Genomic DNA, 21,552 nt, shown 5'->3' with positions numbered 1-21,552 from the left:
TCTCAGGGCGTTCCGGCCTCCGAGACCGCCAGTAGCTCCATCTCGCGCAGCAGCTTGCGGACCATGGCGGCCTCGAAACTCTCGAAGCCGATGGCGCTTTCGACGAAGGCGCCGGGCCCCTGCAGCACATAGGCGCGGAAATAGGCCTGCAGCCCGTCCGGCCGGTCCGACGCGTCCCCGATGACGAGGCCATTGACCGTGATCCCCGCCCGGTCGAGCGAGGGCCCGATCCGCCGCGGATCGGGGCCTGTGTTGGACTTGCCGTCGCCCGAGACGTCTATCACCTCCCGCCAGCAGCTCGGGGCACGCTGCATCAGCGCCTGTCCCGCCAGCAGCGCCGCCCCGATTGCCGTCGAGGGATCGCCACCCTGCCGCCCGGTGGCACGCAACTGCGCCGCCACCGCGTCCACGGCCTCGGGCCCGGTGATCAGGCGCCAGTCCACCAGCAGGCGCTGGAAGGCCGGCCCGCTCCATTCGTAGATCGCAAGGGCGACCGGCGCCTCGGGGATCGCGGCAAAGGCGCCACGCACCTGCGGATGCTGCAACGCCGTGGCCACCCCGTCGAGCTGCAACCGGTACTCGCGCGGATCGACCGAGCCGGAGACATCCAGCGCAAGGGCAAGCGCCAGCCGGCAGTCCTGTGCCGAGTCCTGTGCCGCATGGGCGCTGCCCGCGAACAGCGACAGGGCGAGGGCTGGGAGCCACCTGCGGCCTTTACGCAAGAGCGGGGGGCGGACGGGCGCCGGCCTCGGGCCTGTCATCCGGGCGCCTCCGGGGGATCGCCGTGCTCCGCCCCCATCTGCAGCAGGTTGATCTCCCGGTAGAGCTTGCGGGTCATCGCCTCGCGGAAATCGCCAAAGCCCTGCGCCACCTCGAGGAAGGCGCCGGGCCCGCGCAGCACTTCGCGGCGGTAGTAGGCCTCCACGTTGCTGTCCTGACCGAGGATCACAAGCCCGTTCACCACCACACCGTCGAAGGGGAAGTTCGCATAGGCCCGGTCCGGCCCGAAGCCGTCGTTGTTGATCCCGTCCCCGGAGAGGTCGATCACCCGGCGGTCACAGGCAGGCGCGCGCCGCAGGAGGCCGGCGCCATAGCCGAGGCCATAGCCCATGGCGGTGGGAAACCGGTTGTGGGAGCGTTGCGTTCCGGCCAGCCGCGCCACGGCGGCGTCGATGGCGGCGGAACTGTCCAGCACGCGCCAGTCGAGCACGACCTGCTGCTGGTAGCGGCCCGACCATTCGTAGACCGCCAGCATCACCTCGCCGGTGTCGGGCAGCCCGGCGAGGATCGCCTGCCGGACCTCGGGGGCATCCAGCGCGGCGGCGAGCCCATCGCGCTGAAGCCTGTATTCCGCACTGTTGACGGAGGTGGAGACATCCACGGCCAGCACCAGCGCGAGGCGGCAATACGCCTGAGCCGCGCCGCCCGAAAGCATCAGCCCGAGGGCGAGCGCGGGGGCCAGCGCCTTGCCCACGCGGGGGCGGCGGCGCTGGCGGGCCCTTACCAATGGCCCGTGTTTTCCATGCTGGCCCAGGGCTCGGCGGGGGCAAGTGCGTCGCCTTCCTGAAGCAGTTCGATGGAGATGTTGTCGGGCGAGCGCACGAAGGCCATGTGACCGTCGCGCGGCGGACGGTTGATGGTCACGCCGTTGTCCATCAGGTGCTGGCACATCTCGTAGATGTTCTCGACCCGGTAGGCGAGGTGGCCGAAGTGGCGGCTGTCGGAGGGCAGGCCCTCGTCGCCGTCCCAGTTGTAGGTCAGCTCGACCGGGCAGTCCTCGTTGCCCTCGGCGGCCATGAAGACCAGCGAGAACCGGCCCTTCTCGTTGTCGATCCGGCGGGTTTCCTTCAGGCCCAACAGGCTGAAGAAGGCCATCGTCTTCTCGAGGTCGAGAACCCGGACCATGGTGTGGAGATACTTGACGCGCATCGTGCATCCTTTCCGTTCGCTTCCCCCGGCAAGATAGCCGTCGCCCCGCCGCTGTCGAGGGGCCTCTCGGGTCACGCCCGATCGTGCCCGCAGGGCGCGCCGTGATCCGCAGACGGGATCAGCGCAGGGTGCCGCGTTTGCGGTCAGTATGCGGTACGAATGCCGATCTGCACACCCATCCTGTCGATGTCGAAGAGATCGACGCTCGACCATTGCTGGGCGGAGCGGAAGGTGACGCTGGGATTGAAGCCGAAATAGTCGATCTTGCGGAAGGTGAAGTCGGCGTAGAGGTCATAGGCCTCGTCCTGCCGGCCTTCGCCCGGCGCATAGGCCGAGACGTCGTAGTCGCGCCAGCGCCAGTCGAGCCCCAGCTGCGGCTCGGCCCCGAACCAGAGCCCGTCGGGGGCAAAGCTGATACCGACGCGGACCTCGGAATAGTTGGCAACGTCGATGGTGCTGCTGCTTTCGGTCAGGTTCACCGTGGCGCCGATGACGGAGCCGCCGGACAGGCGGTGGCTGAGCCCGCCGTTCAGCCGCCATGCGGTGGCATGGGGCGCACGGGGGCCGGTGGTGCGGTCGGCCTGCACGCCGACGGTCAGCGCGGTGCCGCGGGTCAGGGCGATCTTGGCGCCGAGGTTGCCGCGCAGGAAATTGGCATAGTGATCGCCGCCATAGGTGCTGGCCCCGACGGCACCGCCCAGCCGGTACTCCACCCGCCCGGTACCGGGCATCATCCGGTGCAGCGCACCGATGAAGAGGACATTGGTCGCGTAGTCGCTGCCCTTGGCGTCCGGGGCGAGGTCCTTGGCTTCGGCGCTCAACTCGTACTGGTGCGTGTCGGCCTGCAGGTAGAGGTCCGTGGCATGCCGGCGGCTTTCGCTGACCCGATAGCGCGTGGTGATGCCGAGCGAGAGCTCGACCCCAGAGAGGGCCTGCGCGGCGCCGGGCAGGGCAACCTCGAACGGCAGGCCATAGAGCTCGACCGCGTTGTTGACCGAGCCGTTGTTGATGTTCGAATGGGGCGCAAGGGAGAACCGCAGGCTGGTGGACCAGCGGTTGCGGCTGCGCAGGTACTGGAAGTCGCGCACGGCGAGGGCGCGGGCATCCGCGTCAGGTGCCTCCTGCGCGGCGCGGCGCAGCCAGAGCTGGCCCCATGTGCGGCGGCCCTCGGTGCTGAGCGCCTGTGCCATGGCCATCGAGGCGGCGTGGCGCAGGGCGGCTTCCTGTGCGGGGTCCTGCGAGGCGAGCTTGAGGACCCTGCGGGCGTCGGCCTTGGCCTCGCGGGTCTGTCCGAGGTTGCGGGCCGCGCGGGAGTGCAGCAGCAGGGCCTGCACATCGTCGGGATCGCGCTTCAGCAGGGCACTCGCCATGTCATAGGCGACCTGATCCTGTCCGATGGCCAGCATCTGGCCCGCGGTGGCGCGCATCTCGTCCGGGGTCAGCACCCGGCCCTCGGCCCATGCGGCGTCTGGGGCCATGCCGGTGGAGAGCCCTGCGCCGAGCGTCCCCGCAAGCAGGAGGCAGAGCGCCGTCGCGCCACGGCGCAGCAGCCCGCCCCGACCGGCCAGCCGGGGGGCGGGACGGGGCAGGGCGGGTCGATGGGTCATTGCCGGTAGAGAATGAAACCGCCGGTTTCCTGTGCGCTGACGCCGTCGACGCGGGGATCGTCGCTTTCCACGACGAGCACGCCCACGACTTCCTCGGCGCTCTGGCCCGAGAGGATGGCGTAGTAGTTGCCGCTCTCCAGCTCGGTTACAGTGCCGTCGGAGTTCTGCACGTCCGACAGGATCGTGCCGACGATTTCGCCGTTGGCATCGGCATTGTCGGGCGAGATCACCGAGCGCAGCGCCGGCATGTAGGCCCCGCCACCGGTGTTGGTGATCGTGGTGCTGTCATCCACCGCCTCGAGCGCGGTCATGTAGTTCCCGGTCACGTCGTTGCCGTTGATGTCGTAGATGCGACGGTTGTAGACGTAGAGGGCAACGCCGCTCTGGCCGTCGTTGAAGTCCTCGAAGTCGACGTACATCTCGGCGTCGCCCTGAGTGTACTCGAGCCCGCCGGAGCCGCTGAAGACGCGGAGGCCCGCGTAGTCGCCGGTGTACTGCGCGGTGCAGTCGCCCGAGCAGGTCGGCACCACGAGGCTGACCTGATCGCCATTGTTGTCGGTCTGGTTGCGCCGGTAGATGAAGCCGCCGAAGCCGTAGTCGGTATAGCTGGCCGAACGGACGATGGCGAACTGGGTCTGACCGCTGACGCTCTTGCCGTAGAGCGCACGGTAGGTCATCGCCGAGACGGTGTTGCCGGTGTCCGGGTCGACCGCCGTGGGCGAGCTCTCGTAGACCGCGTAGGAGCCGGCCGTACCCAACGAGGAGACGGCGGTGCCGCGGCTGTAGGTGTTGTCCGCATCGAAGGGCAGGTTGTCGACGTAGAATTCGTCCTGCCCGGAGTCGTTACGATACTCGTAGTTCAGCGCGGTGCCGCCCCCGGTTTCGGTCTCCGCCTCGGAGCGGGTGATCGACCGGTTCGGGGTCGGGCTGGCGGTGCCGGGCGGCAGGCCGCGATCATCGATCGTGGTGCCGTCATCGGTGCCCGAGCCGTCCTCGGTTTCGGTGTCGTCGAAAGGGTTCGTGCCGTCGCCGCTGCATGCCGAAACGGCAAGCGCAATCGCCAGCGGATAGACCACGCGATGGATCATCTGTCTGCCTCGTGCCTCTGGTGTCGTCCGGCTATCCTGCCGGTTTTGCGCAAGTTTTCGTGTGCCGGGATCAAAAGTCAATGATCGCGCGTGATCGACGTCCCGGCGATGGGCAAGTGCGGCGGAAATGCCTCTACACGATCTTGTCGTTCCATCGGTGCGCGACCCCAGATAAGGTGACGGTCGATTCATCTGGTAGAAGGATTCGCCCCATGGCCGTGACCCCCGAGCAGCAGGCAGAGATCGACGCCCTGCGTGAAACGCCCCGCCAGACCCTGCGCGCGGTGTCGGAGGGGATGGAGGCGCATCTCTACAAGGCGATCCCGGTGCTGGATCACGGGTTCGTCCGCGTCGTGGACTACATGGGCGACGATGCGGCCATCTGCCAGGCGGCCCGGGTTTCCTACGGCAAGGGCACGAAGTCGGTGCAGAACGACGAGGGCCTGATCCGCTACCTGATGCGGCACTGGCACTCGACCCCCTTCGAGATGTGCGAAGTGAAGCTGCACGTGAAGCTGCCGGTCTTCGTGGCCCGCCAGTGGATCCGCCACCGCACCGCGAACGTGAACGAATACTCGGCCCGCTACTCGATTCTCGACCGGGAGTTCTACATCCCCGCGCCCGAGCATCTGGCCGCACAGTCCGTGGTGAACAACCAGGGCCGCGGCGACGTGTTGGAAGGCGAGGAGGCCGCGCGCGTGCTTGAGATGCTCAAGCGCGACAGCAACCTGGCCTACGATCACTACGAAGAGATGATCTCCACCGACGACCAGCAGGGCCTTGCGCGGGAGTTGGCGCGGATGAACCTGCCCGCCAACATCTACACCCAGTGGTACTGGAAGGTGGATCTGCACAACCTGCTGCACTTCCTGCGCCTGCGCGCCGATGCCCATGCGCAATACGAGATCCGCGTCTATGCCGATGCGATCTGCAACGTGGTGGCAGACTGGGTACCCTTCGCCTACCGCGCCTTCGAGGACTATCGCCTCGGGGCCGTCACCTTCTCGTCGCAGATGGTGGACTGCATGAAGCGGATGCTGGCCGGCGAAGAGGTCACGGAAGAGAATTGCGGGATGAGCAAGCGCGAATGGCGTGAATTCCGCGCGACGCTCGACTGACAGGCATCGCCGGAGACCCGCGCGGGGAATGGGGCAGTCCCGTTTCCCGCAATGGGCATTTCCGGCCTGTCAGGCCTCCGAGGCGCTTTTTCTGCATCTTTTCTGCCTCTGGACGGTGGCGCGCTGATCCAATCTGCCCAGCGGCCCGTATCCTGATCAAACAATGCTCGGATGTGCCCTCATGCAGACCCTCTCGCTCTATCTTGTCACCGCCGTGCTCTTCCTCGGGCTGGATGCGGTCATGCTCAAGAACGTCATCCGTCCGGTCTTCGAGGCGCGGCTTCAGGATCAGCTCCTTGAAGACCTGCGTATCGGTCCGGCGGCGGTCTTCTACCTCTTCTATGTGGCGGGGGTGGTCTGGTTCGTCTCGCTGCCCGCGCTGCGCGAGGGCGCGCCGCTGCAGGCGCTGCTGAACGGGGCGATCCTCGGGGCGCTGGCCTATGGCACCTACGAGTTCACCAATTACGCCACGCTCAAGGCCTGGGACCTGCGCATGGTCGCGCTGGACGTGAGCTGGGGCACGGTCCTGACCGGGGCCTCGGCGGCGCTGGGCGTGTTGATCCTGCGCGCTTTCCAGTAACGGCGGGGCCGCAGAAAGATTGTCAGAAAGCCGGAGCCTGCTACACTCCCCTTATCGACATTGTTTTCATTGCATTGGGGGCCAATGATGTTCCGCATTCTGACTGCTGCAGGTTTCGGTCTGCTGGCGCTTGCCGCACCGGCTGCGGCGCAATCCGTCAATACCTATCCCTATCCGGCCGCGGCGAACTACTGTCCGCATGGTCTGCAGCCCGTCGCCGTCGGCGGAGACATCTCCTGCGGGGTGCCGGATCAGGCGCAGACCTACGACCAGATGAAGCGCCACCCGGTGCAGCGTCGCAGCTACCGCCCGACCTATCGCAGGATTGATCCGGAGCTCTACGGCTCGAAGTCGCCGGGCGGGTACTGAGCGGAGCCTGGGCCCGTACCGGGCTGTGCGACACAGCTGACAGTTCCGAGAGGGCGCCCGCGTGGCGCCCTTTTCGTTACATAAACGTCGTCCGCACGTCATCAATCTGTTACACTGGGCGCAAGCAGTGAACAGGCAAACCCATGCAACAGGACCGGATCAGACATGCCGCGGCGCGCGTCCTCGCGCCCATCGCCGCATTCGTGGCCGTGCTGTCCCCCCTCGGTCAGGCGGGGGCCGTACGGGCGCAATCCCCGATCGCGGAGGTGATCTGCGACAGTCCGGACAGGATGCGGGAACGGTTGGAGCGGCGCATCGGTGCCAGCCCGCAGGCCGCGGGGCTGCGGGGGCCGGATGAGCTGGTGGAGCTCTGGACGGATGCCCGCGGTGACTGGACCATGGTCATCACCTACGCCGAGGGGCGATCCTGTATCGTGGCCATGGGCGAAGACTGGCAGTCCTACCAGAAGGATCCTGCCTGACGTCCGGTTCGCACGCGGGCGCTCTCCTCCCGGAGGGGTGCGGACCGGCAAAAGCCGATCCGCAGCCGATGTTCAGAGCAGCTTGAGGTCGCCGGCCATCTTGCGACCGTCGCGTCCTTCCAGAAGCTCGTAACCGACCTTCTGATTGTCGGCGAGGCCAGTCAGCCCCGAGCGTTCGACCGCGGAAATATGCACGAAAACGTCTTTGCCGCCTTCTTCGGGCTCGATGAAACCGTAGCCCTTCGTCGTATTGAACCATTTTACGGTGCCGATCGGCATTCCGTCTCTCCTTTTGCCGTACGTTCCCCGAAAATGCGGGGATCATGCGCCATGGCTTCGGCCCCCCTGCAGTTCCAGCGTACAGGCAGCCCGACATGCACCATGTCGTACGACCAGCATTTTATGGGGCATTGTAAAAATCAAGCTAAACTGGTTAATCCAGCCGGGCCCTGCACGATATTTAATCTTGGGCCAAAACAGGAGGCGCGCGATGAAGCTTTTCGGTCTGAAGACCTGCGACACCTGCCGTAAGGCGCTGAAATCCTTGGAGGGGGCCACGTTCGTGGATGTCCGCGCCGAGGGCGTCCCGGTGGAGATCCTGCAAAAGGCCCACGCGGAGTTCGGCGCATCCCTGCTCAATACGCGGTCGACGACGTGGCGGGGTCTTGCCGATGACGAGCGCGCCCGCCCCCCGCTGGAGCTGCTGGCCGACCATCCCACGCTGATGAAGCGCCCCCTTATAATCGACGGGGATCGTCTCTATCTCGGGTGGGGGCCCGAGGTGCGGGCGGCGCTCGGCGCTGCCTGATCCGGGGCCCGACGGGTAACGCAGGAGGGCGCGGATGCGCAACGCGGCATTGATCCTCGGGTTGATCGGGGGCCTCATGGGACTGGTGGTCGGGCTGGCCAGCTACGGCTACACCGCCTTCATCGACGTCTTCGGAGAGGTCGACGGGCTGTTCTACCAGGTCAACGACGTGGAGCTGATCCGCACCATGTCCGTGCTCTCGCCCATGCTGGCGATCGCCGGGGCGGGGATGGCACGCGCCCGCGCGCTCTGGTCAGGGGTGCTGCTCCTGCTCTCGGCGGGGGGCATGTACTGGGCCTTCGGCATGGGGTTCTTCACCATCTTCCCGCTGTTCTTCTGCGGCGTGGCCGGGCTCATGGCGCTGGCTGCCGGGAAGCCGGACGAAGAGCGGGCGCACTTCTGAGCAGCGCATCGAGCGACAGCGGCCCGCCGCCGCGGTCCACCAGCGTCAGCAGCAGAACGATCCACAACATCCGCTGATCGAGGATCGCGCCATCCGGGGCGCGGTCGAACCATGCCCCCAGCGTCGGCGCATGGGCGAGGATGCCGTGGCCGAAGAGATCGGTGAAGGTCTGGATCGCCACGAAGCCGATCATGCCGAAGGCGGCCAGCCTCGTGTAGAGCCCCAGCACGATCGCCAGCGGCAGCAGGAACTCCGCCCACATGCCCCCCACGGCCACCGCCCAGTGGAACACGGTCAGCTGGCTGGGGTCATAGCCCGCCGCCGCGAAACCGTTGGGGAAGATCTGCGCATAGGCCCCGGCGGAGGGCCGGAAGAGCCCCAGCGGGCCCTCGCCCACCTTGGTCAGCGCAGAGCCCCAGTAACAGCGCAGAAGCACCGCGGCAAAGGTCAGCCGTGCCAGCAGGGGCAGGGCAGCCGCGATGGTGCGGGCGAAGAGCGGGGTGGGTGTGGTCGTATCGGTCATTCGGTCGTCTCCAGTCCGGTCAGCGCCCGGCGCGCGATCAGGAGGGAGAGCAGTGCCGTCGGGTCCGTGCCCGTCTCCTCCAGCGCCGCGCCGAGGGTGGCGCCCGCCATAAGCCGCTCCAGCAGGGCGGCATCGGCCTGCGGCAGGGGATCGGTCACGGGGTCATATTCGGGCCGCGTGACGAGGGCACATTGGCCATGGCTGCCGATGCTGTCCGCCAGCCCGAGGGCGCGGTTGCGGATGTCGATCACCGGGTAGGGTGAGCGCAGCAGCTGAAGTGCCGGCGGAAGGCGCAAGCGGGTCTGGGGCAATGCCTCGGCGGCCAGCGTGGTCAGCGCCTCGGGGGAGAGCGGCTCTGCATCCGCGGCGTGGTAGGCCTGCCGCAGGGCGTAGTCCAGCCGCGCCACGTCTCCGAGGTAGGGCCAGCGGGCCAGCGCCTCCGCGGCCTCGAGGAAGGCGGCGAACCCCGCACCATAGAGCGGCATCACCGGCGATGTCGGTGGATGGCGGCGCAGGTAGATGCCCGCCACCATACGGAAGTTCTGCGGCCCCAGCAGCCCGGCCACGGCGGGAAAACCGCTTTCCAGCGCCTCGCCAAGGGCCACGGCCACGTTGTTGCGGTAGACCGCGTAGCGCCGTCCGGCGGGCTGGCCCGCGCCATCGCTGAGACCCGCAGGCACCGGCACCTCGCCGTCGAGGAGAGCGGTGCGAAAGGCCTCCTCCACCTCCGAGGCGGCGGGCAGGAACAGCGGCGGGGCATTCATGTGCGCACCCCGGTTTTGATCCCGGTTGTGGGTGCGGCTGCGATCCCGGTGGTCATCCTGTCGAGGGCCCGGGCCGCGCGGGCGGCCTCGGCCTCCAGCACCGGCCAGTCGGGCACGTCGGTGTCCCATTCGATGAGTACCGGCTTCGGCCCGCCCCGCGCCAGCGTCAGGTCCAGCAGGGCCCAGACCGGATCGGCGACCGCGCGGCCATGGCTGTCGATCAGCAGCGGCGCTCCGTGGTCGTCCGCGTCCTCGTCATGGCCGCCGAGGTGGATTTCACCCACGGCCTCCAGCGGGAAGGCCTCGATATAGGCGCGGGGATCGAGGCGCAGGTTCACCGCGCTGACAAAGACATTGTTCACGTCGAGCAGCAGGCCGCAGCCGGTGCGGCGGCTGATCTCGGCGAGGAAGCCGACCTCGTCCCAGGTGCTCTCGTCGAAGGCGAGGTAGGAGGAGGGGTTTTCCAGCAGCATCTGCCGGCCCAGCACCTCCTGAACCTCGTCCACGTGGTCGCAGACCCGGGCAAGGGTGGCATCGGTATAGGGCAGGGGCAGCAGGTCGTTCAGGTAGGCCCCGTCATGGGTGGACCAGGCGAGGTGTTCGGAAAAACTGTGCGGGTCGAGCCAGTGGCAGAGATCGCGCAGCCGCGCGAGGTGGTCCGCGTCGAGCGGGTCCGGTCCGCCGATGGACAGGCCGACGCCGTGGACGGAGACCGGGAAGCGCTCGCGCAGGGCGCGCAGTTGCGCCAGCGGGCGGCCGCCCTGTCCCATGTAGTTCTCGGCGTGGATTTCCAGCCAGCCGACGCAGCCCGGGTCCGTGGTGAGCGCGGTGTAATGCTGTGCCTTGTAGCCGACGCCGGGGGCGGCGGGCAGGGCTTGGCTCTTGGTCCGGTCCAGCATGTCGGTCTCCTCCGTCTGCGGTCTGCGGTCTGCGGTCGGTCTGTCAGTGGTCTGCGTGTCAGTGGGGATGGGCGCGCCCGAGGGGGACGCGCCCGCTCCGGGACGGGTCAGCCGCCCATCGGGTGGTCACGGTCCAGCGGTTCGAGAGAACCCATGCGTGCCATGCCCTTGTCGTCGGCGGGCAGGGCGATGGTCATGCAGGTGCCTTCCTCGACCAGCTTCCAGGAGTTGCCCTGGTAGTCGACTTTCGAGGTGCCGGCGCAGGTGGTGCCGGGGCCCGCGGCGCAGTCGTTCTCGCCGGCCATGGCAACGCCGAAGCACTTCTCCATCGTCGCGGCGCCCGCCGTGGTGGCCTGGGCGGAGAGGGCTGCGGCAAAGGCGCCGGCAAGGGTCACTGCGGTGGTCTTGGTGGTCATCTTCGGTCCTCCGATGTCTGGGAGCGCCGTTGTGGCGTCCATGCTATCCCCTTCGCCGGCCTCTCCCGGACCGTTACGGGGCATTTCAGACTATCACGCATCGGTGATCGGATTTCGGATTTTCGCGAAAAGGTTGTAACGTTTCTGCAGAGCCTCGCGAATGGACCCCCAGATGACGACGCGCGACGATCTCTGGTCAGACCTCCTGCGCCGCGCCCTCGGGGGCGACGGTCCCTGCTACGCGCGCTTCCTGCACGAGGCGACGCCAGTGATCCGCAAGATCGTACGGGCCCGCTGCACGGTGGAGGCCGAGGTGGAGGACATCGTGCAGGAGGTCCTGCTGGCGGTGCATGCCAAGCGGCACACATGGCGCAGCGATCTGCCCGTCTCACCCTGGCTCTATGCCATCGCCCGCTACAAGGCCGCGGATGCCGCGCGCCGGAGGCGGGTGGCCGTCCCGATCGAGGACGTGGTCGAGACGCTGGAGGACGAGGCCACGGGCGACGTGACCGCCGCGCGCGACCTTGCCCGCCTGCTGGAGGGGATCGACCCGCGGGCCGCGGGCATCGTGCGCGCCGTGGGTGTCGAGGGCGAGAGCGCCGGAGAGGTCGGCGCGCGCCTGGGAATGAGCGAGGGGGCGGTGCGTGTCGCCTACCATCGTGCAATGACGAAACTGCGCCAGATGGCGGAGGCGGAAGATGACTGAGAAGACCACGACCGATGACCTGATTGCCACGCTCGCGGGCGATGCCTCCCCTGCACCGAAGGCCGCGCCCGAGGCGCTGCTGCTGCGCCGGCTGGCGCTTGGCGTCGCGGGCACGCTGGTGCTGTTCTTCGCGCTGCTTGGCCCCCGGCCCGACGTGCTGCCGGCGCTGGCGGACCCGGTGGTGCTGGCCAAGACGGTGCTGCCCTTCGTGCTGGCGCTGCTGGCGTTGCCGCTGGCGTTGAACGCGGCCCGGCCCGCCGCCCCGCGCGGCTGGCCGGCACAGGCGATCTGGGTCCTGCCGATGGCGGCGCTCTCGCTCTTCATGCTGGCCTATGCCACCCATGCGCCCGCCGACCGGCTGCGGCTCTTCGTCGGCCATTCGATCCCGGTCTGCATGCCCGCCATCGTGACCCTGTCGCTGCCGGTGACGGCGGCGCTGATCTCGGTCCTGCGCCGGGGTGCGCCGCTGAACCCGATGGCCTGCGGGGCCTTTGCGGGGCTGGTGGCGGGGGGCCTCGCCACCACGGTCTATTCGACCTTCTGCACCGAGGATTCGCCGCTCTTCTATTCGGTCTGGTACAGCCTCGGCATCGCCCTTGCGGCAGGTGTCGGGGCCTGGGCCGGACGCCGCTGGCTGACTTGGTGAGCCGGGGCCCGCTTCTTCAAATGCAAAAGGGCAGCCCGAGGGCTGCCCTTTGATCTGTCGGAGGCGATGCTGACGCCTGTGCGGCTCACCGCTTGTCCGGCGGGGTCGTGACCGAGGCCAGTTCGGCCACGATCTCGTCCATGGTCTGCGTCTTGGTCTGCTTCTCGCCGAGGCGGCGGGTCGAGACGGTGCGCTCTTCCACTTCCTTCATGCCGCAGGCGAGGATGTAGGGCACCTTGCCGACGGAATGCTCGCGGACCTTGTAGTTGATCTTCTCGTTGCGCAGGTCGGCCTCGGCGCGGATGCCCTTGGCCTTCAGCGCCGCGACCACCTCGAGGCAGTAGGCGTCGGCGTCCGAGACGATCGAGGCCACGACCACCTGACGGGGCGCCAGCCAGAGCGGCAGCTTGCCTTCCGAGTTCTCGATCAGGATGCCGATGAACCGCTCGAAGGAGCCGAGAACGGCACGGTGCAGCATGATCGGGCGGTGCTTCTCGCCGTCCTGGCCGATGTAGTTCGCGTCCAGACGCTCGGGCAGGTTCGGGTCCACCTGAAGGGTGCCGCACTGCCATTCCCGGCCGATGGCATCGGTCAGGGTGAACTCCAGCTTGGGACCGTAGAAGGCGCCTTCACCTTCCTGGATCTCGTAGTCGTAACCGGCAGCCTTGCAGGCGTTGCCAAGCGCCGCCTCGACGCGGTCCCAGCTCTCTTCCGAGCCGATGCGCTTCTCGGGCCGGGTGGAGAGCTTGATCGTCCAGCCGGTGAAGCCAAGGTCGGCGTAAATGTCGGCGAGGAAGTCGATGAAGATCTTCGTCTCGGCCTCGATCTGGTCCTCGGTGCAGAAGATGTGCGCGTCATCCTGCGTGAAGCCGCGCACCCGCATGATCCCGTGCAGCGCGCCCGAGGGCTCGTACCGGTTGCAGGAGCCGAACTCGGCCATGCGCAGCGGCAGGTCGCGGTAGGACTTCAGGCCCTGGTTGAACACCTGCACGTGGCAGGGGCAGTTCATCGGCTTCAGGGCGTTGATCGTCTTCTCGCGGGCATGATCCTCGTCCACTTCGACGATGAACATGTTCTCCTGGTAGTTGCCCCAGTGGCCCGAGGCCTCCCACAGCTTGCGGTTCACCACCTGCGGGGTGTTCACCTCCACATAGCCGCCGCGACGCTGCTTGCGGCGCATGTAGTCCTGCAGCTCGGTGTAGATGGTCCAGCCGTTCGGGTGCCAGAACACCTGCCCGGGGGCCTCTTCCTGCATGTGGAACAGGTTCATCTCGCGGCCCAGCTTGCGGTGGTCGCGCTTGGCGGCCTCTTCCAGCATGGTCAGGTGGGCCTTCAGCTTCTCCTTCGAGGTGAAGGCCGTGCCGTAGATCCGTTGCAGCATCGGGCGCGAGCTGTCGCCGCGCCAGTAGGCCCCGGCCACGTTCATCAGCTTGAAGGCATCCGCCGGAACCTGCCCGGTGTGCTGCAGGTGCGGGCCGCGGCAGAGGTCCTGCCAGTCGCCGTGCCAGTACATGCGCAGGGGCTCGTCCCCGGGGATCGAGTCGATCAGCTCGACCTTGTAGGGCTCGCCGCGCTCTTCGTAGTATTTCACCGCCACGTCGCGATCCCAGACCTCGGTCTTCACCGGATCGCGCAGGTTGATGATCTCTTTCATCTTCTTCTCGATCGCGCCGAGGTCCTCGGGCGTGAACGGGTCCTGACGGTCGAAGTCGTAGTACCAGCCGTCCTTGATGACCGGGCCGATGGTGACCTTCACGTCGGGCCAGAGCTCCTGCACGGCGCGGGCCATGATATGCGCAAGGTCATGGCGCACCAGCTCATTGGCCTGCACCTCGTCCTGAAGCGTGTGGATGGCGATCGCACTGTCGCCGGTGATCGGCCACTGAAGGTCGAAATGCGCGCCGTTCACCGTCGCGGAGATGGCCTTCTTGGCCAGCGATTTGGAGATGTCCGCAGCAACCTCGCCAGCGGTGATCCCTGCGGGATACTCGCGCGAATTGCCGTCGGGAAATGTGAGGGAGATCTGTGCCATATCGGCCTCCTCGTCAGTTTGGCGCCCACGGAACGCCCGGTTGCGGGTTATGGTGTGCGCCCTACTTGAATCTTCGCCGGAGGGGAGTCAAGCGGGAACCCGCCGGCGCCGCCAGCCGTTCCTGAAACGGGCAAGCCAGAAAGGACCGTCGATGACGACCACGGACATCCAGCACAGCCCGGCCTCCGCAGCTTTTGCACGGATCGCCGGCGTGGAGGCGGACAAGATCGATGCGACCGAGGGCCGCAACGGGCTGCGGCACATCGCGGCGCTGTCGCTCTCCAAGATCGCGGACGGGCTGATCGACCCCAAGCTGGTGCTCTCGTGGCTGCTGACCGCGCTTGGCGCGCCGGGGGCCTATGCCGGGGCGCTCGTGCCGATCCGCGAGGCAGGCGCCCTGCTGCCGCAGGTGCTGCTGGCGGACGGGATCGAGCGGTTGCGCCACCGCAAGTGGGTCTGGGCCGCGGGCTCGGCGGTGCAGGGCCTTGCGGCGCTGGCCATCGCGGCGGCGGGCTGGCTGCTGGAGGGCGCGGTGGCCGGCCTCGCCATCTGTCTTGCGCTCGGCGTTCTGGCCTGTGCGCGGGCGGCCTGTTCCGTCTCCTACAAGGACGTGCAGGGCCGCACGGTGGCCAAGACCCGGCGCGGCGCGGTCACGGGGCTGGCGGGCTCCGCCGCCTCCGCCGGCGTCGTGATCTTCGCGCTGCTGCTGATCTCGGGCCTGTTGCAGGCGCGCGGGCCGGTCCTGATCGCCATCGCCCTCGCCGGGGTCTTCTGGCTCGGCGCGGCCCTCGTCTTCGCGGGGCTCGACGAACCGGAGGCCAAGCGGGGCGACAGGAAGGGCCTCGCCCTCTGGGCCGCGCTGCGCGATGACGCCGACCTGCGCCGCTTCATCCTCGTGCGCGGGCTGCTGGTCTCCACCTCGCTGGCGCCGCCATGGATCGTGATGCAGTCGGGGCAGGATCAGGAGGGCGCGGTGCTTGGCCAGCTGGGGGCGATGCTGCTGGCCTCTGCCGCCGCTTCCTTCCTCAGCTCCTATGTCTGGGGCCGCCTCTCGGATTATTCGTCGCGGTTGACGCTGGCGCTCTCCGGGGCCGCAGCCGCCGTGGCACTGGCCGTCGGGCTGGCGCTCGACTGGGCGGGGATGATCGGGGCGGTCTGGGCCGGACCGGCCGTGCTCTTCGGGCTGATGATCGCCTATCACGGCGTGCGACAGGCGCGGTCCACCTACCTCGTGGACATGTCGCCGGAGGACAGCCGCACCGCCTATGCCGCCGCAGCCAACACCGTCATCGGCGTGTTGCTGCTGCTGGCGGGGGGCCTCGGAGGTGCCCTCTCCATCGTGGGGCCCGAGGCGGCACTTGCCGGATATGCCGTCATGGCGCTTGCGGGCGGGGCGCTGGCCATGACCCTGCGCGAGGTCGAGCGGATGTGACGCCGCTGGCCGATTGCGCCACCGGGCGCATCGTGCCAGACAGTCCCCAAAGAGGGGGGTATCCCATGTCCGAGCCGAGCTATCTGGAAACGCCGCAGGGCCGCAAGCTGGCCTACCACCGTACCGCGGGCAAGGGCCCCGGCGTGGTCTTCCTTGGCGGGTTCAAGTCCGACATGACCGGGACCAAGGCGCAGCACCTGCAGGACTGGGCCGAGGCCGAGGGCCGCGCCTTCCTGCGGTTCGACTATTCCGGCCATGGCCAGAGCTCGGAGGCGTTCCTTGACGGGGCCATCGGGGACTGGGCCGAGGATGCCGAGGTCGCCATCGAGATGCTGACCGAGGGGCCGCAGGTGCTCGTCGGCTCCTCCATGGGCGGCTGGATTTCCCTGCTGATGACCAAGCGCATCCCGGAACGGATCGCGGGCCTCGTCACCATCGCCGCGGCCCCCGACTTCACCGAGGACAGCATGTGGGCCGGCTTCGACGAGGCGCAGCGCGCCGCCCTCGAAATGGTGCAGCAGGTCGCGCTGCCCTCCGAGTACGGCGAACCTTACGTGATCACGAAGCGCCTGATCGAGGACGGCCGCAAGCACCTTGTCCTGCGCGGCGCCCTGCCGCTGCCCTTCCCGGTGCGCTTCCTGCAGGGCACGGCGGATGCGGACGTGGACATGTCGGTGGCGCTGCGCCTGTTGGAGCGGGCCGAGGGGCCGGACATGCGCCTGACGCTGGTGAAGGGGGCGGATCACCGCTTCTCCTCGCCCGATGACCTCGCCCATATCACCGCCGCGATCACGGATGTGCTGGTCCGCGCCGAGGGCTGATCACGTTTCGGCGATGCGCCGCTGGCGCAGGCGCGCGACGCCGCGCAAGCCATTGACCTTGCTTGCGCCGCCATGTCCTGTGGCCCGGATCGCCGCCATGCGGCGCAGGACGGGATGGAAGACGTGGCAGACCCTCTGGTATTCGTGCCGGGCCTCGGCTGCGACCTGAGGCTCTTTGCCCAGCAGGCCACGGTGATGGGACGCCGGCGCATGGTCAGCGTGGCCCCCGTGGGGCAGGGCGAGCGGATGGAGGAGATCGCCTCCGAGCTGCTCAGCCAGCTGCCTGCGCGGTTTGCCCTCTGCGGCTACGGCTTCGGCGGAGCGGTGGCGATGGAGATCCTGCGCCGCGCCCCCGACCGCGTGCTGCGCCTCGCGCTGATCGCCTGCACCCCGCTGGCCGACACCCCGCAGGAGGCCGCCGCCCGCGAGCCCTGGATCGTGAAATCCCGCGCCGGGCGGCTCGATGATGCGCTGAAGGAGGCGCTGCCCGCCGCCACCCTCGCCCCGGGCCCGCGCCGCGCCGATTACATCGCCGCCTGGCAGCGGATGGCCCGCGATGGCGGGCCTCAGGCCTTCGAGAAGCAGAACCGTGCCCTGCAACGCCGCCGCGACCAGCAGGCGACGCTGCGCAAGTGCAAGGTCCCCACCCGCGTCATCTGCGGCGAATACGATACGCTGACCTCGGTGAAACGGCACGAGTTCATGGCCGAGCTGATCCCGACCGCCCGCCTCTCGATCCTGCCCGACGCCGGGCACCTGCCTAGCTGGGAAAGCCCCGAGGCGCTGATCGAGGTGCTGGAAGACTGGATGAAACAGCCCGTCACCGCCTGACAAACACGAGGGAGGGGACCGCAGCCCCCTCCTTCATCTTTCCGAAAATACTCAAGAAACCGGCCCCTCAGTCCCGCGACCGCAGCACCCGCGCGGGACGCGCGGCCAGCGGCCGCCAGGCAAAGACCATGCCCGCGACGAGGTTCGCGATCAGCCCGCCTGCCACGATGGCCAGCGCCGAGGGCCAGATTACCGCATAGTCGGTCTCCATCACGTAGTGGCAGACGGCCCAGCCCCCGGTGATCCCGGCGGCCAGCGCCACCAGCCCCGCCGCAGCCCCCATGATGCCTGACCGCCACGCGAGGCTGGCCAGCACCCGGGCCCGCGTTGCCCCCAGCGTCTTCAGCACCGCCGCCTCGTAGACCCGCGCCCGCTCACCCGAAAGCGCAGCCCCGATCAGCACGAGGAAGCCCGTCAGCAGCGTCGCCCCCGCCCCATAGGAGGTGGCCGTGGCGATGCCGCCCAGAAGCTCCGACACCCGGTCGATGGCGTCGCGGACGCGGATCGCGGTGATGTTGGGATAGCTGTTGGAGAGGTCGCGCAGGATCGCCGCCTCGGCCTGCGGTTCGGCATAGACGGTGGCGATCCAGCTGTGCGGTGCGCCTGCGAGGGCCGAGGGGTTCATGGCGGTGATGAACCCCATGCCCGCGGTGGAGAAATCCACCTCGCGGAAGGAGGTCAGCGTCGCGGTGATGTCGCGGCCAAGGATGTTGATCGTGATCTCGTCGCCCAGCTTCAGCCCCATCTCGGCGGCTTCCTCGGCGGCGAAGGACATCTGCGGCGGGCCGGAATACTCCTCGGGCCACCATGCGCCCTCGGTGATCTTGGTGCCCTGGGGGCGGGCGGCGGAATAGGTCACGCCCCGGTCGCCGCGCAGCACCCAGTGATCGCCCGCGACCTCGCGGGCGGGGCGGCCGTTGATCTGGGTGATGATGCCGCGCAGCATCGGCGCGGCCTCCACCCGGCTCACGGCGGGGTCGGCGTCGACGCGGGTGCGGAAGCCCGCCATCTGGTCGGGCTGGATGTCGACGAAGAAATAGCTCGGCGCGCGGTCGGGCAGGTCGCGGGTGATGGCGGCGCGCAGGTTGCCGTCGATCTGCCCCACGGCGGCCAGAACGGAGAGGCCGAGGCCCAGCGACAGCACCACGGGCAGTGCCTCGTTCCCCGGTCCCGCCACGGCGGCCAGCGCCCAGCGAAGCGGCGGGCGGCCCCGCGCGACAGGGCGCAGCGCGCCGGCAAGGCGGCGGATGCCGAGGCCCGCCAGCGTGAGCAGGACAAGCGCGCCGAGGATGCCGCCCGCGGTCCAGAGGGTGAGCCGCCAGTTGCCGGAAAACGCCCCCGCGGCCCCCAGCAGCAGCGCGAAGAGCGCCGCGATGGTGACGAGGTAGCGCAGCGGCGGCAGCGCCCGCCCGCCGCCGAGCGCATCGCGGAACAGGGCGGCGGCGCGGATGTCCTCGGTCCGGGCCAGCGGCCAGAGGGTGAAGATCAGCGCCGTGAGCAGGCCATAGAGCGCCGCCTCGATCAGCGGGCGCGGGTAGAGGCCGAACTCTGCCGGGATCGGCAGTTGTGCCGAGATCAGCGGGGCGAGGGCGATCGGGATGATTGTCCCCAGCACCAGCCCGATCGCGATGCCGAGCACGGCAAGGGCGCCGATCTGCAGGAAGTAGGTCAGGAACAGCACCCGCCGCTCGGCCCCCAGCGTGCGCAGGTTGGCGATGGTGGCGGTCTTGCCCGAGAGGTAGGCGCGCACGGCGGAGGACACACCGACACCGCCCACCGCCAACCCCGAGAGGCCCACGAGGATCAGGAAGCCGCCCAGCCGGTCCACGAAGGTGGCAATGCCCGGCGCGCCGTTGCGGCTGTCGCGCCATCGCATCCCGCTGTCGCGGAAATTTTCCCGCGCCTGGTCGGCCAGCGGCGCCACGTCGGTGCCCTCGGGCAGGGTCAGCCGGTAGCGGCTGTCGAAGAGCGTGCCCGGCGCCAGCAGGCCCGAGCCCTCCAGCGCCTGCCGCAGCACCAGCGTGCGCGGGCCGAGGCCGAAACCGTCGGCGCCGCTGTCGGGCTCGCTCTCCAGCAGGGCGCTCAGCCGGAAGGTCGTCTCGCCCAGCCGGAAGCTGTCGCCCGGCGCGATCTGCAACCGGTCGGCCAGCAGCGGCGCCATGATCGCGCCCGGCGTGCCGTCCTGATCGGCGAAGGCCTCGGCCAGCGGGATATCGGGCGAGAGCGTCACCGCCCCCACCAGCGGATAGGCGGTGTCCACCGCCTTGACCTGCGTCAGCCCGCGCTCGGGCCCCTCCGGCCCGTCGACCACGGCCATGGAGCGGAAATCGGCGATCTCGGAGACGGCGGCGGCGTGGGTCTCCATCCACGCGCGCTCCTCGTCGGAGGCAAAGCGGTAGGTGAAGGACATCTCGGCGTCGCCGCCCAGCAGGGCCGCGCCCTCGCGGGCGAGGCCGGCCTCGATCGAGGCGCGGACCATGCCGACGCCCGCGATGGCCGCGACGCCGAGCGCGAGGCACCCCAGCAGGATGCGGAAACCGCGCAGGCCGCCGCGCAACTCGCGCCGTGCGAAGCGCGCGGCGAGGGTGAGGGCGGCGAGGACCCCGGGCGCTGCGGTGGCGGGCTGGGGAGCGGCGCTCACTCCGCCGCCTCCGCCAGCGGGCTGACATGACCGTCGCGCAGGCGGATCACGCGGTCGCAGCGGGCGGCCAGCTCGTTCGAATGGGTCACCATGACCAGCGTCGCCCCGTGCCGGTCGCGCAGACCGAAGAGCAGGTCGACGATCTGCTTGCCGGTGCTCTCGTCGAGGTTGCCGGTGGGTTCATCGGCCAGCAGGATCTCGGGCCGGGGGGCAATGGCGCGGGCAAGGGCCACGCGCTGCTGTTCGCCGCCCGACATCTGGCTGGGGTAATGCCCGCCGCGATGGCCGAGGCCCACGGCCTCCAGCTCGGCCTCGGCCCGGTCGAAGGCATCCGCAACGCCTGCCAGTTCCAGCGGCGTGGCGACATTTTCCAGTGCGGTCATCGTCGGGATGAGGTGGAAGGATTGAAAGACCACCCCCATATGTTCCCGGCGGAAGCGGGCAAGCTGGTCCTCGGTCATCGCCGTCAGGTCCTGCCCCAGCGCCGCGATCCGGCCCCCGGTGGCGCGTTCCAGCCCGCCCATCAGCATCAGGAGAGAGCTTTTGCCAGAGCCCGAAGGCCCCACCAGCCCCAGCGTTTCCCCCCGTCGGACGGTGAGCGAGATGTCCTGCAGGATATCGACGCGCCCGGCGTTGCCGTCCAGTGACAGGGCAGCCCCTTCGAGGGTCAGGATCGGATCGTTCATCGGGGTCCTTTCAGCGGTTGGCGCCTCCCTCGGGGGCTGCCTGTCATATGGGGGCCGGTTCCGCGGGGCCAAGGCCGCGGCTGGGGCGATTTCCCTCGGATTGTGCCTAATCCTCAGCCCCTTGTCCGCCCATGAAGCGCAGGCAGAGGTCACGATACTGGCATTGGGCGACAGTCTGACCCAGGGCTACGGCCTGCCGCCGGAGGAGGGTTTCGTGCCACAGTTGCAGGCCTGGCTGCGCGATCAGGGCGCAGAGGTGACGGTGATCAACGGCGGCGTGTCGGGCGACACCACGGCGGGCGGGCTCTCGCGCGTGGAATGGTCCCTGACGCCGGAGGTGGACGCGATGATCGTGGAACTTGGCGGCAACGACCTGCTGCGCGGGATCGACCCTGCGGTCACGCGGGCCAATATCGAGGGCATCCTGAAGGTCGGGCAGGGGCGCGATCTGCCGATGATGCTGGTGGGCTTCCAGGCGGCGCGGAATTACGGCGATGGCTACAAGCGCGATTTCGATGCGCTCTATCCTGAACTGGCCGAGGCCTATGGCGCGATCCTGATCCCCAGCTTCTTTGCCGGTCTCTCGGAGGAGGCCGATCCCTCGGCCTATGCGCCCTACATGCAGGCCGATGGCATCCACCCGACGGGTGAGGGCGTGGCGCGGATCGTGGACCGGATCGGACCGCAGGTGCAGGCGCTAATCGACCGGGTGGAGTAGGGCGGGGCTGTCAGCGGCGGCCCCGAGGTCCGAGGCCGGCGTGCCGCACTGCT

General features: G+C 68.8%; 25 protein-coding genes. 12 read left to right on the top strand and 13 right to left on the bottom strand.

Annotated elements, in window-relative coordinates:
- Positions 1-2: 2 nt before the first annotated feature.
- The 5 genes from ACX9MO_RS03875 to ACX9MO_RS03855 all read right to left on the bottom strand — a co-directional run bounded on the left by ACX9MO_RS03875 (position 3) and on the right by ACX9MO_RS03855 (position 4,624).
- Positions 3-722, bottom strand: a complete 720-nt coding sequence (locus ACX9MO_RS03875; protein WP_462213594.1) for a DUF1194 domain-containing protein — start codon at positions 720-722, stop codon at positions 3-5.
- A 35-nt stretch (positions 723-757) separates the two neighbouring features.
- Positions 758-1,435 carry a DUF1194 domain-containing protein gene (locus ACX9MO_RS03870; protein WP_462214497.1) on the bottom strand — a complete coding sequence of 226 codons (678 nt, stop codon included), beginning with the start codon at positions 1,433-1,435 and terminating at the stop codon, positions 758-760.
- A gap of 65 nt (positions 1,436-1,500) precedes the next feature.
- Positions 1,501-1,929 (bottom strand): VOC family protein, encoded by a 429-nt coding sequence (locus tag ACX9MO_RS03865; protein ID WP_222492041.1) that lies wholly within the window; start codon positions 1,927-1,929, stop codon positions 1,501-1,503.
- A gap of 143 nt (positions 1,930-2,072) precedes the next feature.
- Positions 2,073-3,536 (bottom strand): hypothetical protein, encoded by a 1,464-nt coding sequence (locus tag ACX9MO_RS03860; RefSeq protein WP_462213593.1) that lies wholly within the window; start codon positions 3,534-3,536, stop codon positions 2,073-2,075.
- On the bottom strand, positions 3,533-4,624 hold the full coding sequence (locus tag ACX9MO_RS03855; RefSeq protein ID WP_462213592.1) for a hypothetical protein: 1,092 nt from the start codon (positions 4,622-4,624) through the stop codon (positions 3,533-3,535). The genes ACX9MO_RS03860 and ACX9MO_RS03855 overlap by 4 nt, the downstream gene beginning before the upstream one ends.
- A 212-nt stretch (positions 4,625-4,836) precedes the next feature.
- On the opposite strand from ACX9MO_RS03855, the gene thyX reads away from it, so the two are divergent.
- The 4 genes from thyX (at position 4,837) to ACX9MO_RS03835 (ending at position 7,173) form a co-directional block, all read left to right on the top strand.
- Positions 4,837-5,742 (top strand): FAD-dependent thymidylate synthase, encoded by a 906-nt coding sequence (gene thyX / locus ACX9MO_RS03850; protein WP_462213591.1) that lies wholly within the window; start codon positions 4,837-4,839, stop codon positions 5,740-5,742.
- Positions 5,743-5,923: 181 nt separating this feature from the next.
- On the top strand, positions 5,924-6,322 hold the full coding sequence (locus tag ACX9MO_RS03845) for a DUF2177 family protein (RefSeq protein WP_222493008.1): 399 nt from the start codon (positions 5,924-5,926) through the stop codon (positions 6,320-6,322).
- 84 nt (positions 6,323-6,406) lie between these two features.
- On the top strand, positions 6,407-6,691 hold the full coding sequence (locus tag ACX9MO_RS03840; RefSeq protein ID WP_462213590.1) for a hypothetical protein: 285 nt from the start codon (positions 6,407-6,409) through the stop codon (positions 6,689-6,691).
- Positions 6,692-6,834: 143 nt separating this feature from the next.
- Positions 6,835-7,173, top strand: coding sequence for a hypothetical protein (locus ACX9MO_RS03835; protein WP_462213589.1), 339 nt, complete (start codon positions 6,835-6,837; stop codon positions 7,171-7,173).
- Positions 7,174-7,245: 72 nt separating this feature from the next.
- Here the strand turns inward: ACX9MO_RS03835 and ACX9MO_RS03830 are convergent, their stop codons facing one another.
- The gene (locus tag ACX9MO_RS03830; RefSeq protein ID WP_222492050.1) at positions 7,246-7,452 is read right to left on the bottom strand and encodes a cold-shock protein; all 207 of its coding nucleotides are present in this window, start codon (positions 7,450-7,452) and stop codon (positions 7,246-7,248) included.
- A gap of 211 nt (positions 7,453-7,663) precedes the next feature.
- On the opposite strand from ACX9MO_RS03830, the gene ACX9MO_RS03825 reads away from it, so the two are divergent.
- Both ACX9MO_RS03825 and ACX9MO_RS03820 read left to right on the top strand, forming a co-directional pair.
- Positions 7,664-7,981, top strand: a complete 318-nt coding sequence (locus tag ACX9MO_RS03825) for an arsenate reductase family protein (protein ID WP_222492052.1) — start codon at positions 7,664-7,666, stop codon at positions 7,979-7,981.
- 34 nt (positions 7,982-8,015) lie between these two features.
- Positions 8,016-8,384 carry a hypothetical protein gene (locus ACX9MO_RS03820; protein ID WP_222492054.1) on the top strand — a complete coding sequence of 123 codons (369 nt, stop codon included), beginning with the start codon at positions 8,016-8,018 and terminating at the stop codon, positions 8,382-8,384.
- Here the strand turns inward: ACX9MO_RS03820 and ACX9MO_RS03815 are convergent.
- The 4 genes from ACX9MO_RS03815 to ACX9MO_RS03800 all read right to left on the bottom strand — a co-directional run bounded on the left by ACX9MO_RS03815 (position 8,335) and on the right by ACX9MO_RS03800 (position 10,986).
- On the bottom strand, positions 8,335-8,907 hold the full coding sequence (locus ACX9MO_RS03815; RefSeq protein ID WP_462213588.1) for a DoxX family protein: 573 nt from the start codon (positions 8,905-8,907) through the stop codon (positions 8,335-8,337). The genes ACX9MO_RS03820 and ACX9MO_RS03815 overlap by 50 nt on opposite strands.
- Complete coding sequence (locus tag ACX9MO_RS03810) at positions 8,904-9,671, bottom strand: HvfC/BufC family peptide modification chaperone (RefSeq protein WP_462213587.1); 768 nt, start codon at positions 9,669-9,671, stop codon at positions 8,904-8,906. The genes ACX9MO_RS03815 and ACX9MO_RS03810 overlap by 4 nt, the downstream gene beginning before the upstream one ends.
- On the bottom strand, positions 9,668-10,570 hold the full coding sequence (gene bufB / locus ACX9MO_RS03805; protein WP_462213586.1) for an MNIO family bufferin maturase: 903 nt from the start codon (positions 10,568-10,570) through the stop codon (positions 9,668-9,670). Before bufB ends, ACX9MO_RS03810 begins: the two co-directional genes overlap by 4 nt.
- A 107-nt stretch (positions 10,571-10,677) precedes the next feature.
- Entirely contained in the window at positions 10,678-10,986 is a 309-nt protein-coding gene (locus tag ACX9MO_RS03800; protein ID WP_222492062.1) for a BufA1 family periplasmic bufferin-type metallophore, read from the bottom strand.
- Positions 10,987-11,158: 172 nt separating this feature from the next.
- Between ACX9MO_RS03800 and ACX9MO_RS03795 the strand changes: the two genes are divergently transcribed.
- Together ACX9MO_RS03795 and ACX9MO_RS03790 are read left to right on the top strand one after the other, a co-directional pair.
- The gene (locus ACX9MO_RS03795) at positions 11,159-11,692 is read left to right on the top strand and encodes a sigma-70 family RNA polymerase sigma factor (RefSeq protein WP_222492064.1); all 534 of its coding nucleotides are present in this window, start codon (positions 11,159-11,161) and stop codon (positions 11,690-11,692) included.
- Entirely contained in the window at positions 11,685-12,338 is a 654-nt protein-coding gene (locus ACX9MO_RS03790; protein WP_462213585.1) for an NrsF family protein, read from the top strand. Before ACX9MO_RS03795 ends, ACX9MO_RS03790 begins: the two co-directional genes overlap by 8 nt.
- Positions 12,339-12,423: 85 nt before the next feature.
- Here ACX9MO_RS03790 and thrS read toward each other — a convergent pair whose 3' ends face one another.
- Positions 12,424-14,370 (bottom strand): threonine--tRNA ligase, encoded by a 1,947-nt coding sequence (gene thrS, locus ACX9MO_RS03785; RefSeq protein WP_462213584.1) that lies wholly within the window; start codon positions 14,368-14,370, stop codon positions 12,424-12,426.
- Positions 14,371-14,521: 151 nt separating this feature from the next.
- Here thrS and ACX9MO_RS03780 point away from each other — a divergent pair, with 151 nt between their 5' ends.
- The 3 genes from ACX9MO_RS03780 to ACX9MO_RS03770 all read left to right on the top strand — a co-directional run bounded on the left by ACX9MO_RS03780 (position 14,522) and on the right by ACX9MO_RS03770 (position 17,454).
- Positions 14,522-15,802 carry an MFS transporter gene (locus ACX9MO_RS03780; protein ID WP_462213583.1) on the top strand — a complete coding sequence of 427 codons (1,281 nt, stop codon included), beginning with the start codon at positions 14,522-14,524 and terminating at the stop codon, positions 15,800-15,802.
- 65 nt (positions 15,803-15,867) lie between these two features.
- Complete coding sequence (locus ACX9MO_RS03775) at positions 15,868-16,623, top strand: alpha/beta fold hydrolase (RefSeq protein ID WP_462213582.1); 756 nt, start codon at positions 15,868-15,870, stop codon at positions 16,621-16,623.
- Positions 16,624-16,695: 72 nt separating this feature from the next.
- On the top strand, positions 16,696-17,454 hold the full coding sequence (locus ACX9MO_RS03770; protein ID WP_462213581.1) for an alpha/beta fold hydrolase: 759 nt from the start codon (positions 16,696-16,698) through the stop codon (positions 17,452-17,454).
- 67 nt (positions 17,455-17,521) lie between these two features.
- Here ACX9MO_RS03770 and ACX9MO_RS03765 read toward each other — a convergent pair whose 3' ends face one another.
- Positions 17,522-20,095, bottom strand: a complete 2,574-nt coding sequence (locus ACX9MO_RS03765; protein WP_462213580.1) for an ABC transporter permease — start codon at positions 20,093-20,095, stop codon at positions 17,522-17,524.
- The gene (locus ACX9MO_RS03760) at positions 20,092-20,781 is read right to left on the bottom strand and encodes an ABC transporter ATP-binding protein (protein WP_222492076.1); all 690 of its coding nucleotides are present in this window, start codon (positions 20,779-20,781) and stop codon (positions 20,092-20,094) included. Before ACX9MO_RS03760 ends, ACX9MO_RS03765 begins: the two co-directional genes overlap by 4 nt.
- On the opposite strand from ACX9MO_RS03760, the gene ACX9MO_RS03755 reads away from it, so the two are divergent.
- Positions 20,699-21,499, top strand: a complete 801-nt coding sequence (locus tag ACX9MO_RS03755; protein WP_462213579.1) for an arylesterase — start codon at positions 20,699-20,701, stop codon at positions 21,497-21,499. The two genes, ACX9MO_RS03760 and ACX9MO_RS03755, sit on opposite strands and share 83 nt — an antisense overlap.
- Positions 21,500-21,552: the final 53 nt, after the last annotated feature.

It is taken from the genome of Pseudooceanicola profundus (genome assembly GCF_054919315.1).
The sequence above is the reverse complement of the archived record's forward strand: the minus strand, read 5'-3'. Positions and strand labels throughout refer to the sequence as shown.

Coding starts and splice junctions, on each gene's coding strand:
- ACX9MO_RS03870 (WP_462214497.1), bottom strand. CDS start 1,435: ATGCTTTCGGGCGGCGCGGCTCAGGCGTATTGCCGCCTCGCGCTGGTG.
- ACX9MO_RS03865 (WP_222492041.1), bottom strand. CDS start 1,929: ATGCGCGTCAAGTATCTCCACACCATGGTCCGGGTTCTCGACCTCGAG.
- ACX9MO_RS03860 (WP_462213593.1), bottom strand. CDS start 3,536: ATGACCCATCGACCCGCCCTGCCCCGTCCCGCCCCCCGGCTGGCCGGT.
- ACX9MO_RS03855 (WP_462213592.1), bottom strand. CDS start 4,624: ATGATCCATCGCGTGGTCTATCCGCTGGCGATTGCGCTTGCCGTTTCG.
- thyX (WP_462213591.1), top strand. CDS start 4,837: ATGGCCGTGACCCCCGAGCAGCAGGCAGAGATCGACGCCCTGCGTGAA.
- ACX9MO_RS03845 (WP_222493008.1), top strand. CDS start 5,924: ATGCAGACCCTCTCGCTCTATCTTGTCACCGCCGTGCTCTTCCTCGGG.
- ACX9MO_RS03840 (WP_462213590.1), top strand. CDS start 6,407: ATGATGTTCCGCATTCTGACTGCTGCAGGTTTCGGTCTGCTGGCGCTT.
- ACX9MO_RS03835 (WP_462213589.1), top strand. CDS start 6,835: ATGCAACAGGACCGGATCAGACATGCCGCGGCGCGCGTCCTCGCGCCC.
- ACX9MO_RS03830 (WP_222492050.1), bottom strand. CDS start 7,452: ATGCCGATCGGCACCGTAAAATGGTTCAATACGACGAAGGGCTACGGT.
- ACX9MO_RS03825 (WP_222492052.1), top strand. CDS start 7,664: ATGAAGCTTTTCGGTCTGAAGACCTGCGACACCTGCCGTAAGGCGCTG.
- ACX9MO_RS03820 (WP_222492054.1), top strand. CDS start 8,016: ATGCGCAACGCGGCATTGATCCTCGGGTTGATCGGGGGCCTCATGGGA.
- ACX9MO_RS03815 (WP_462213588.1), bottom strand. CDS start 8,907: ATGACCGATACGACCACACCCACCCCGCTCTTCGCCCGCACCATCGCG.
- ACX9MO_RS03810 (WP_462213587.1), bottom strand. CDS start 9,671: ATGAATGCCCCGCCGCTGTTCCTGCCCGCCGCCTCGGAGGTGGAGGAG.
- bufB (WP_462213586.1), bottom strand. CDS start 10,570: ATGCTGGACCGGACCAAGAGCCAAGCCCTGCCCGCCGCCCCCGGCGTC.
- ACX9MO_RS03800 (WP_222492062.1), bottom strand. CDS start 10,986: ATGACCACCAAGACCACCGCAGTGACCCTTGCCGGCGCCTTTGCCGCA.
- ACX9MO_RS03795 (WP_222492064.1), top strand. CDS start 11,159: ATGACGACGCGCGACGATCTCTGGTCAGACCTCCTGCGCCGCGCCCTC.
- ACX9MO_RS03790 (WP_462213585.1), top strand. CDS start 11,685: ATGACTGAGAAGACCACGACCGATGACCTGATTGCCACGCTCGCGGGC.
- thrS (WP_462213584.1), bottom strand. CDS start 14,370: ATGGCACAGATCTCCCTCACATTTCCCGACGGCAATTCGCGCGAGTAT.
- ACX9MO_RS03780 (WP_462213583.1), top strand. CDS start 14,522: ATGACGACCACGGACATCCAGCACAGCCCGGCCTCCGCAGCTTTTGCA.
- ACX9MO_RS03775 (WP_462213582.1), top strand. CDS start 15,868: ATGTCCGAGCCGAGCTATCTGGAAACGCCGCAGGGCCGCAAGCTGGCC.
- ACX9MO_RS03770 (WP_462213581.1), top strand. CDS start 16,696: ATGTCCTGTGGCCCGGATCGCCGCCATGCGGCGCAGGACGGGATGGAA.
- ACX9MO_RS03755 (WP_462213579.1), top strand. CDS start 20,699: ATGTCCTGCAGGATATCGACGCGCCCGGCGTTGCCGTCCAGTGACAGG.
- ACX9MO_RS03760 (WP_222492076.1), bottom strand. CDS start 20,781: ATGAACGATCCGATCCTGACCCTCGAAGGGGCTGCCCTGTCACTGGAC.